Genomic DNA, 8,925 nt, shown 5'->3' with positions numbered 1-8,925 from the left:
TCTTTTTTTACGATTATTGAAAAAAAAAGATAAAACTTGATGAATTGAAGTATTGCTTAAATTTGGAAGCTAGGAGGGAAGAATAAAAGGAACTAGGACGGGATTATCTACTATTTTTCTTTGTTTTAAATATTTGTTATCTTTGAACATAAAAGAGAAATGTGTCGACTGCAGTGTTGTGTCCTTCATCACGAATAAACGGTGTTCAATTAGCTGATCTTATATTCACTTAAAAAATGGTAAAGTACGAGTTGCTATTCCCCATTTTCAATTTTCTAACGCGCAGGACAAAATACTGTTTTCACAACCTCTTTGGAATAAAAGCATATATATTGTTTCAAGAACGAAATCTTGTTATCTTTTTAAAGGGCATTTGTCCAAAATCTAATTTTAGGAGGTACGTTTTGACATTTATTCGTACAAATAAAAGAGAATTATCTTTATTCATTCTTTATTTTTTATTCATAGGATTTCAATTAGGGATCCTTCCATTAGCCTTATTATCTATGGTAACGAACAGTGATTTAATACATTCAGAGTTTGTTGTATTCGCGGTTAACTTATGTATTCCTTCTATTGTTGGTATCATTTTGTTTCGTAAAGAGATCATAGAAAGTTTTTCTTATTTCAAAGAAAAAACTTGGCTGAGAATTGCTAGTATATTTTTTTGGGTAGGCTTGATCTTTTTAGTAGACGTCTTCATGCAATACATTTTAGGTCCTGCTAACCAATCAGCCAATCAGGAATATTTATTGCAATTAGGAAAACAAACGCCGCTATTTTTGACTTTGATTGTTTTTGCTTTCTTTGGTCCGATTTTAGAAGAACTTATTTTTCGTCATCTTTTAATTAATTGGCTTTCTCAATCTATTGGTTTAATTTTGTCTTCTTTGATTTCTATTTTTCTATTTACATTTATTCATGTAACGCATCCAATTGATTTTTTCATGTACGCTCCTGGAACGATTTTACTGACGATTGCTTATTTAACTGCGAATCGCTCATTAGCTTTTATCATGGCTATCCATATTTTGAATAACGTTCTTGGTTTTGTATTATAGATACAGATGACAAAAAAATTCAAGTATGCAGCGTTGGTTCTACGCCGCATACTTGAATTTTTTTCAATTAGTATAAATCAAAACTTCTAATTTTCATTTTTCCATCAACTGATACGCCCGACCATCCGAACTTCTTTTGAAAAAACCGAATATGATTAGGTAACGCCTTTGTTCGACATAATCAGCACTAGAAAATACGTCCATCAATATCGAATTGACTTCTGTTTCTGTATAGATTACTCCATGTTCGAATCGTTTCAAGACTTCTTTCAGCAGGATGTATTTCTTTTTTGTTGCGCTTGGTACTTGTTTTACTTTACCATCCTTCATAAATGTCTCCAAAACTTTCATTTTCTCTTGCTCTGTATAAGTATAAATCATCTTCTTTCTCCTTTTGATTCTAAGAATACTCCATTTATGTTAGAATATTCTGGATTTTTTATTAAAGCGGTTACTCTCAAGAAAGATATTATCATATGGCTCTTTTTTTTACTAATATTTGTCGATAGACTCATCCTAATAAGTTATTCGCCCATTCGAGTAATTAAAAAATACTGAATCAAGAATATCGCGTACATGATAAGAACAAAAAAAGAACCCTTGAATACCAAGGGTTCTTTCTCTGTCTGATAACAATGATTAACGACGGATTTCTTTGATACGAGCAGCTTTTCCGTGTAATGCACGTAGGTAGTACAATTTTGCACGACGTACTTTACCGTAGCGAACTACTTCGATTTTTGCAACACGTGGTGTGTGCAATGGGAATGTACGCTCAACGCCCACTCCGTTAGAAACTTTACGTACTGTATAAGTTTCGCTAATTCCAGCACCGCGGCGTTTGATAACAACACCTTCAAATAACTGGATACGTTCACGAGTACCTTCGACAACTTTTGCGTGAACACGCACAGTGTCACCAGGGCGGAACGCTGGGATGTCAGAACGTAATTGGTCTTTTGTTAATTCTTCGATTAATGGATTCATGGTTTTCTTCTCCTTATTCCAAATATTCTTATGAGCTTCTCTCACAGCGGAATATCGTAATAGTTAAGTGCTTGTGCACTCACCATAAAATACTAACATACTATCAATCTACTGTAAAGAAGATTTTAGAAAAAGTTACTTGGTTACATCTGATGGTTTTTCTTGCTCTTCTTTCTTGATTTCTTCTAAAAATTTCGTCATTTGAGGTGTCCATTCAAGTGTTTCCAAGAGATCAGGTCGGCGTTGATAGGTTCTTCTTAGCGACTCTTTTAATTGCCATTCTTCAATCAATTTATGGTTTCCATTTGTCAGTACTTCTGGTACTTTCATCCCTTTATATTCTGCTGGACGAGTATATTGAGGATGTTCTAATAGACCAGTTGAATAAGAATCGGTTTGGGCAGAAGTCTGATTGCCTAACACATCTGGCAACAGCCGAACTGTTGCATCGATCATGACCATCGCACCTAATTCTCCCCCAGTAAGGACATAATCCCCTAAGGAAACTTCATCTGTCACTAATGTGCGGATACGTTCATCATACCCCTCGTAGTGACCACAAATGAATACCAGGTGTTCTTCCTGTGAAAATTCTTCTGCCATTTTCTGATCGAATCGTTTACCAGCTGGATCAAGAAGGATGACTCGTTTCTTGACATCAGGTGCAGCTTGTTCAATTGCTTGGATATTATCATAGATTGGCTGGACTTTGAGCAACATACCTGCTCCTCCGCCATATGGATAGTCGTCTACTGTCTGATGTTTATTATCTGAATAATCACGGAAGTTAGAGATATTGATGTCTAATAAACCTTTATCTACAGCCTTGCCGATGATGGATTCACCCATAGGACCTTCAAACATTCGTGGAAATAAAGTCAATACATCAATCTTCATCGTCAATCAGCCCTTCTGGGATTTCTACACGAATCACTCCAGCTTCTAAATCAACTTCTTTGACGACAGAAGCGATATATGGAAGCAAGATATCAGCCTTTTTCGGACGTTGTACGACCCATACATCATTGGCGCCTGGTGACAAGATTTCTTTTACTTTACCTAGTTCCGTTCCATCTTCTTCCACCACACGCAGACCGATGATCTCATGGTAATAGAATTCATTTTCATCTAGATCTACAGAGTTGTCTTTTGACACTTTCAATATGCCATCCCGATATTTTTCCACGTCGTTGATGGAAGGATGACCTTCAAAACTCAATAAGTCAAAATTTTTATGTTTACGATGACTTTTGACCGTTAATTCAATAGGTGCTTTTCCATCTTGGAATAGTGTCAGCACCGTTCCTTTTTTGTAACGTTCTTCTGGGAAATCCGTTGTTGAGATCACACGGACTTCACCTTTGATACCTTGTGTGTTTACGATTTTTCCTACATTCAAGTATTCAGTCAACTTATATCCCCATTTCTTTTTTGTCTGTTTTATTTTAGCATGTGCGGAGAGGCAATTCTAGTTTTCTTTTAGGGTATTAAGCCAAATTTATGCAAAACTGCGGCGTGCTGTTTTTGATGACTTCTTATTTCTTGAAGCTGAGCACTTCTGTCATGGCTTCTTCATAGAAACTGCCATCTTCAATGCAGCCATAGGGTCTTGATGAGTGATCGTATAGACATTTTTCGGTTCTTGCCAACTTACTTCTACGGCTCGATTCGTCGTATCTCCCATATCAATAGTTATCTTACCAAATTGTTCAGGTGCTGGCAGCCTGTTTTCTTCCAAATAGGCTACGATTTCTTTAGCTAACGGTAAGGGTTCTTGACCATCTATATTATTCCCACGGATCCGAATACGCCAATTTCCTTCTTGCCATTCAAGGTAGCTTGAACCTGCTGCTCCTTGCTGATACCCCGTGATTTGATGACCTAAATCCATTTGCTGCCCATTTGTATCGATCTCAAATGGCTGCAAGACTTGGATCGTTTCTTGACTAGAAGCAAATCCATATTGATAGAGATAAGTTGCAATAGGCGTTTCTTGATTCAATTCGTCAGCATTCAATCTGAGGGGACGATCTGATCCGTAATATAAAATAGAATAACCTTGCTTTGTTTGTGCCGCTGCGACATTGAGATAGCCAGAAGAAATTGGTACATCTAAAGGCATGGGCACGTTTGGTTGTTGTTCTTTCAATTGGTTTAAAGCAGTCTTTTCCTCATTATTTGAGGTAGTCCTTGTTTGTTCAGTAGATGAAGCCGTTTTAGTACTACTTTTTTCTGTACTTGCAACAGTTTCAGATGTACTGCTTGATGGTTGCGTATTGTCTGATTTTTCAGTAATCAAACTGCAGGCGCTTAACAATAAGACAAACGGAATAAATAACATCGTATTTCTCATTATCTGCTCACTCCCTCCTATTATAAGGATACGCTTTCTTGCTTCTTTTGCCAAATAATCATTTCTTCAATTAATAAAAAAACAAAAAAGCTGTACTCGAAAATTCGAGTACAGCACGTTTATTTACTTTTCCTTATCATCGATGATATTCAAACGCACTTTTTTTGGTGCATTGATCCGAACACCGTAAACGATCGTGCGGATTGCTTTGGCAACACGCCCTTGTTTTCCAATGATACGGCCAATATCTTCAGGTGCCACTGTTAGGTTGTACTCGTAAAAATCTTTCGACTCTACGACATCTAACTTGACTTGATCAGGATAAGTGACTAGCGGACGAACGATTGTTAAGACTAAGTCGCTTAAATCTTTCATATCCGGTCACCTTATTTCTTTGAGAATTTAGCTTCGTGGTGTTTTTGCATAACGCCTTCTTTTGAAAGGATGTTACGTACAGTGTCAGAAGGTTGTGCACCTTTTGATAACCAGTCAAGAACTAAGTCTTCTTTTAAAACTACTTCTGCAGGGTCTTTCAAAGGATTGTAAGTACCTACAGTTTCGATGAAACGTCCATCACGAGGAGAACGTGAATCAGCTACGACGATACGGTAAAAAGGACTCTTTTTAGAACCCATACGTTTTAAACGGATTTTAACTGCCATTATTTATTTCCACCTCCATTGTTTTATTCACAAGATGTAGTGTAACAGTTTTTTTTTACCCTGTAAAGCTTTTTTTCTTTACAGCTTGATTAAATTCGATTTTTTTTAGGAAATAGCAGATTTTAGACTTCTTTTTTGTTAAAAACAAGCCACCCAGCTACGATGGATATGACGATAGAACAACACGTCACTGCTAATGACTGAGTATAATCTGTAAGGTGGATTTCTTTCGTAAGATAATTTGAGGAAGAAATCAAATAAGTCGGTACATATTCTGCTACTTTAGAGAACAACCCAGCACCATAACTCAGAATGACCGTTCCCCCACTAGCCAACAGAACCGCATAATTAGAAGAAAGAAAAGCTGAATAAAATAAAATCAATGAATAAACCCAACAGCCCAAAAAATAATAAGTAAAACTGATAAATAAAGGATGGGTGATAATCGACTGGTCCCAATAATAAATCGTGTATGCTAGCGTAATACTATAACAGCACCAATAGCTGACACTCCAAAATAGTATACCCATGATCCATTTCGATAGAAATATCTTCCAGCGCTTCATTCCTTTTGTCAGCAAGTTGACGATTGTTCCGTCTTGGTATTCGCTTGTCAATATCCCACTGAATAAAAGAAGGAAGAAAATCAGCAACATTGGAATATTTTTATAAAATTGTGTCCATGAAGTCGTTGCATCAACTGTGATTTTCTGAACAGAAATCCCTGACTCTGCCAGAGTTGTTGACATAGCTTGCACTAAATAAGGAGTCAATTTAGCTAGCAATGGATTCATTATACCGAAAATCACTGTGAGCGCACTTAGTGTGATGATTTTTCCAGTACGCCAGTTTTCCTTCAGCTCCTTTTTGGCGAAGGCAATGAGTTGTCTCATGATTGAACGACCTCCAAAAAGAGTTTTTCTAGCGTAGGTTCTTCCATCTGGACTGATTGGACTGGCAATTGATACTTGGCTAGCAAATCCATAGCAAAAAGCATTTCTTCTTTACTTTTTTGTGGATAAGCTATACGCAGTTCACTTCGGATCATCCCTCCAGGTAAAAGCTCTTCAAATTGTTCGCGCTCTTTTTTTGAAAAAAATACGATCTCAAACCCACTAGCATTTGTTTGCTTTTTCAATTCGTCCACTGATCCAGACAACACGATTTTTCCATTATCCAAAAAAGCAACTTTGTCACAGATACGCACCACATCAGATAAAATATGAGTTGAAAATAAAATCGTCGTTTGTTCTTTCACAGAGGATAAGATATCTAAGATTTCTTTTCGACCAACAGGATCAAGAGCAGAAGTTGGTTCATCGCAAATGAGTAATTTTGGCTCGTTCAACAATGCTTGAGCAATCCCTAAACGTTGTCGCATCCCTCTGGAAAATTTTTTGATCCGCTTCTTTTCATTCGACAGACCGACAAGTGACAACAGTTCATTGGTTTTTTCCTTTCTCCGCTGTTTAGGCATTCCTGTGAGTTCGCCACAAAAGATCAAATACTCAGAAGCGGTCATATAATCATAAAAAACCGGTACATCAGCTAAATAGCCGATTTCTTGATTGGTCGTTGTTTGTCCGTACTCTACTTCTTTTCCGTTCACTCGGATCGTTCCGCTGTCTTTTTTGATAAGACCTAAGATCAGTTTCATAGTTGTCGTTTTTCCAGCACCGTTTTTACCGATGAAACCAAAAATCGTCTGTTCTTCTACAGAAAAAGATAAATCATCCAGCAATTTGTTTGTACCAAAAGACTTTGAGACTTTTTCAAGTGTCAAGATAGCCACTACGCATCCTCCTTGCCAAAAATCAAATAAAGGACAGGACCGATAAACTGCATACCAACAATAACAATAATCACCCATATCATTCGATTTCCATGTTTATATGCAGAATGTGTAAAGATATGATGAAGTACATAAATAAGTAATCCAAACTGTACAATGATTAAAGGAATTAAAAACGGAAGAAATTCTTTGATGCCCATATTACTCGCCTGCCAATCGTTTTTTTAGTTTTTCAATTTTTGATCTTTCAATTTGTTGAAAAATCGGATTTTCTAATGCACTTAATGCCCCTTCCCTGATGATTTTCGTGTCTCTTATTTGCTGTACCCCAAGATCTGCTCCTTCAAATATCTCAGTTATCTCATCAAAATACCTATCACCATGAAGGATCCTGCCTTCCTCGCTTAAAAGTATAAGTGTCAAATCCACAAACTGTTTTAAGCACTTTATTACTTGTTCTTCTTTTTCATGTTTCGCATAAGCACAGGCTGCAGCGTAAGAAAATTGAGCACAACTGTTGGGATGGACCGCCGTCAGGTTGAATGCTTGGATCACAGCATCTATTCTATTGACAGTTTCTTCTATAACCGGTAATTGAATGATTTGGATCAATAGATAATGGGTGGCTGAAGATACGAGATTGATTAAATGAGAAAACATGCTGAATTGAGTATAGCTTACCGCTTTTTTTGTTTGTCCAGCGGCTCGGTACGCTTGGATAAGTAAGGTGTCGCTTTGCTGGGTAAAACGATAGGGGTCCGCTTTTTCTTCGATTTCAGATAAAGCTTCTTCTGGTTTGCCTAACTGGAGCATGACCGCTACTTTTAACAAAGAAGCATTATTGCATAGAGATAATTCTGCTGATTCTTCAACGATTTTCGTACATAACGCTTCTGCTTCAGACAGAATTGCTTGTTGTTCCTCCAGATCCTTTGTTAGCATAAAATGATTCAACCACAAAACGACTACTTGTAAAAGAAAAGGATAACATGAGTAATATTGTTTGACCGCTTTTCTACAGTCCTCCATCACATATTCAAAGGGCTCTTCAGAAAAAGCGGTGGTCCACTGCTGATAAAAGTGTCTGATTTGCTCTTTCGTCAATTGAGGATGATAGCCAAGCAGTTCATCAACAGACACATCAAAAAAACTGGCTAATTTAGGCAATATGAGTACATCAGGCATACTTTGGCCTGTCTCCCATTTGGAAACAGAAGCTTTTGTCACCCCTATGAATTCAGCTAGAGTTTCTTGAGTCACGCCTTTTTTCTTTCGTAAATTTGCTACATTTTTCGATAATGATAATTCTTCCATCTTATCCCTCCTTTTTCTTCATTATATAGACTTTCTAAGAGGGTTGGCAATGGAGACTAACGATACTTCGCGATCATTTGTCAACTAAAACGAAACTTTTGCCAGTAAGTGTTTTTATTTGCTCCAGTTACTTATTTTTTGTAAGATTATTATAGATAGTTTGAAGGAGGAAAAATCGTATGACAAAAAAAATTGGATTTTTTATTGGTAGTTTAAGAAAAGATTCTTACAACAAAAAAGTAGCAGAAGCTTTTGCGAAATTGCTTCCTGAAGGGTACGAAAGTGTATTTGTAAAATTCGATGATCTGCCATTTTACAATGAGGATCTTGAAACCCCAGAAAAAGCTCCTGCTGAATGGACTCGTTTTCGTGAGGAAGTGAGCGGATTAGACGGTGTCGTTTTCGTTACTCCTGAATACAACCGCTCTGTGCCAGCAGTATTGAAAAATGCTTTAGATGTAGGCTCAAGACCTTATGGACACAGTGTTTGGGATCATAAACCAGGTTTAGTCGTTACTGCATCACCAGGTGGGATCGGCGGCTTTGGCGCAAACCACCATCTACGCCAATCACTTGTCTTTTTGAATGTGCCAACCTTGCAACAACCGGAAGCATATATCGGAAACGTTGCGAATCTAATTGATGAAAACGGCAATATCGTTGAAGGAACATTAAGTTTCTTCCAAACGATTTTAGATGCGTATCTAGATTTTTCTAACAAATTAGCAGAATAAAATCAGAACAATAATAAAAAAA

The 8,925-nt window shown here is 37.1% G+C and carries 13 protein-coding genes; 2 read left to right on the top strand and 11 right to left on the bottom strand.

The window, feature by feature from the left end:
* Positions 1-404 precede the first annotated feature (404 nt).
* A complete protein-coding gene (locus tag ESP02_RS12075; RefSeq protein ID WP_038398610.1) occupies positions 405-1,061 on the top strand; it encodes a CPBP family intramembrane glutamic endopeptidase in 657 nt (218 codons plus the stop codon).
* A gap of 93 nt (positions 1,062-1,154) precedes the next feature.
* Here ESP02_RS12075 and ESP02_RS12070 read toward each other — a convergent pair whose 3' ends face one another.
* The 11 genes from ESP02_RS12070 to ESP02_RS12020 all read right to left on the bottom strand — a co-directional run bounded on the left by ESP02_RS12070 (position 1,155) and on the right by ESP02_RS12020 (position 8,169).
* Entirely contained in the window at positions 1,155-1,442 is a 288-nt protein-coding gene (locus ESP02_RS12070; protein WP_038398609.1) for a DUF2087 domain-containing protein, read from the bottom strand.
* A gap of 258 nt (positions 1,443-1,700) precedes the next feature.
* The gene (gene rplS, locus ESP02_RS12065; RefSeq protein ID WP_002290284.1) at positions 1,701-2,048 is read right to left on the bottom strand and encodes a 50S ribosomal protein L19; all 348 of its coding nucleotides are present in this window, start codon (positions 2,046-2,048) and stop codon (positions 1,701-1,703) included.
* A 135-nt stretch (positions 2,049-2,183) separates the two neighbouring features.
* Positions 2,184-2,945: a tRNA (guanosine(37)-N1)-methyltransferase TrmD gene (trmD, locus tag ESP02_RS12060; RefSeq protein WP_038398607.1), complete on the bottom strand. Its 762-nt coding sequence runs from the start codon at positions 2,943-2,945 to the stop codon at positions 2,184-2,186.
* Positions 2,935-3,459, bottom strand: a complete 525-nt coding sequence (gene rimM / locus ESP02_RS12055; RefSeq protein WP_002290281.1) for a ribosome maturation factor RimM — start codon at positions 3,457-3,459, stop codon at positions 2,935-2,937. Before rimM ends, trmD begins: the two co-directional genes overlap by 11 nt.
* Before the next feature lie 150 nt (positions 3,460-3,609).
* On the bottom strand, positions 3,610-4,401 hold the full coding sequence (locus ESP02_RS12050) for a hypothetical protein (protein ID WP_038398605.1): 792 nt from the start codon (positions 4,399-4,401) through the stop codon (positions 3,610-3,612).
* Positions 4,402-4,524: 123 nt separating this feature from the next.
* On the bottom strand, positions 4,525-4,776 hold the full coding sequence (locus ESP02_RS12045) for a KH domain-containing protein (protein WP_002290277.1): 252 nt from the start codon (positions 4,774-4,776) through the stop codon (positions 4,525-4,527).
* Between the two features lie 11 nt (positions 4,777-4,787).
* Positions 4,788-5,063, bottom strand: a complete 276-nt coding sequence (gene rpsP, locus ESP02_RS12040; RefSeq protein WP_002290274.1) for a 30S ribosomal protein S16 — start codon at positions 5,061-5,063, stop codon at positions 4,788-4,790.
* A 122-nt stretch (positions 5,064-5,185) separates the two neighbouring features.
* Entirely contained in the window at positions 5,186-5,956 is a 771-nt protein-coding gene (locus ESP02_RS12035; RefSeq protein WP_038398604.1) for an ABC transporter permease subunit, read from the bottom strand.
* Complete coding sequence (locus tag ESP02_RS12030; protein WP_038398602.1) at positions 5,953-6,855, bottom strand: ABC transporter ATP-binding protein; 903 nt, start codon at positions 6,853-6,855, stop codon at positions 5,953-5,955. Before ESP02_RS12030 ends, ESP02_RS12035 begins: the two co-directional genes overlap by 4 nt.
* A complete protein-coding gene (locus tag ESP02_RS12025; RefSeq protein WP_002306273.1) occupies positions 6,855-7,055 on the bottom strand; it encodes a PLDc N-terminal domain-containing protein in 201 nt (66 codons plus the stop codon). The genes ESP02_RS12030 and ESP02_RS12025 overlap by 1 nt, the downstream gene beginning before the upstream one ends.
* A gap of 1 nt (position 7,056) precedes the next feature.
* Positions 7,057-8,169 (bottom strand): helix-turn-helix domain-containing protein, encoded by a 1,113-nt coding sequence (locus ESP02_RS12020; protein ID WP_038398599.1) that lies wholly within the window; start codon positions 8,167-8,169, stop codon positions 7,057-7,059.
* 179 nt (positions 8,170-8,348) lie between these two features.
* Here ESP02_RS12020 and ESP02_RS12015 point away from each other — a divergent pair, with 179 nt between their 5' ends.
* On the top strand, positions 8,349-8,903 hold the full coding sequence (locus ESP02_RS12015) for an NADPH-dependent FMN reductase (RefSeq protein ID WP_002290264.1): 555 nt from the start codon (positions 8,349-8,351) through the stop codon (positions 8,901-8,903).
* Positions 8,904-8,925: the final 22 nt, after the last annotated feature.

The organism is Enterococcus sp. NBRC 3427 (assembly GCF_007996925.1).
Lineage (GTDB): Bacteria > Bacillota > Bacilli > Lactobacillales > Enterococcaceae > Enterococcus_B > Enterococcus_B lactis.
This window is presented reverse-complemented; position numbering and strand designations above follow the sequence as displayed.

Coding starts and splice junctions, on each gene's coding strand:
- trmD (WP_038398607.1), bottom strand. CDS start 2,945: ATGAAGATTGATGTATTGACTTTATTTCCACGAATGTTTGAAGGTCCT.
- ESP02_RS12025 (WP_002306273.1), bottom strand. CDS start 7,055: ATGGGCATCAAAGAATTTCTTCCGTTTTTAATTCCTTTAATCATTGTA.
- ESP02_RS12020 (WP_038398599.1), bottom strand. CDS start 8,169: ATGGAAGAATTATCATTATCGAAAAATGTAGCAAATTTACGAAAGAAA.
- ESP02_RS12070 (WP_038398609.1), bottom strand. CDS start 1,442: ATGATTTATACTTATACAGAGCAAGAGAAAATGAAAGTTTTGGAGACA.
- ESP02_RS12015 (WP_002290264.1), top strand. CDS start 8,349: ATGACAAAAAAAATTGGATTTTTTATTGGTAGTTTAAGAAAAGATTCT.
- rplS (WP_002290284.1), bottom strand. CDS start 2,048: ATGAATCCATTAATCGAAGAATTAACAAAAGACCAATTACGTTCTGAC.
- ESP02_RS12050 (WP_038398605.1), bottom strand. CDS start 4,401: ATGAGAAATACGATGTTATTTATTCCGTTTGTCTTATTGTTAAGCGCC.
- ESP02_RS12045 (WP_002290277.1), bottom strand. CDS start 4,776: ATGAAAGATTTAAGCGACTTAGTCTTAACAATCGTTCGTCCGCTAGTC.
- ESP02_RS12035 (WP_038398604.1), bottom strand. CDS start 5,956: ATGAGACAACTCATTGCCTTCGCCAAAAAGGAGCTGAAGGAAAACTGG.
- rpsP (WP_002290274.1), bottom strand. CDS start 5,063: ATGGCAGTTAAAATCCGTTTAAAACGTATGGGTTCTAAAAAGAGTCCT.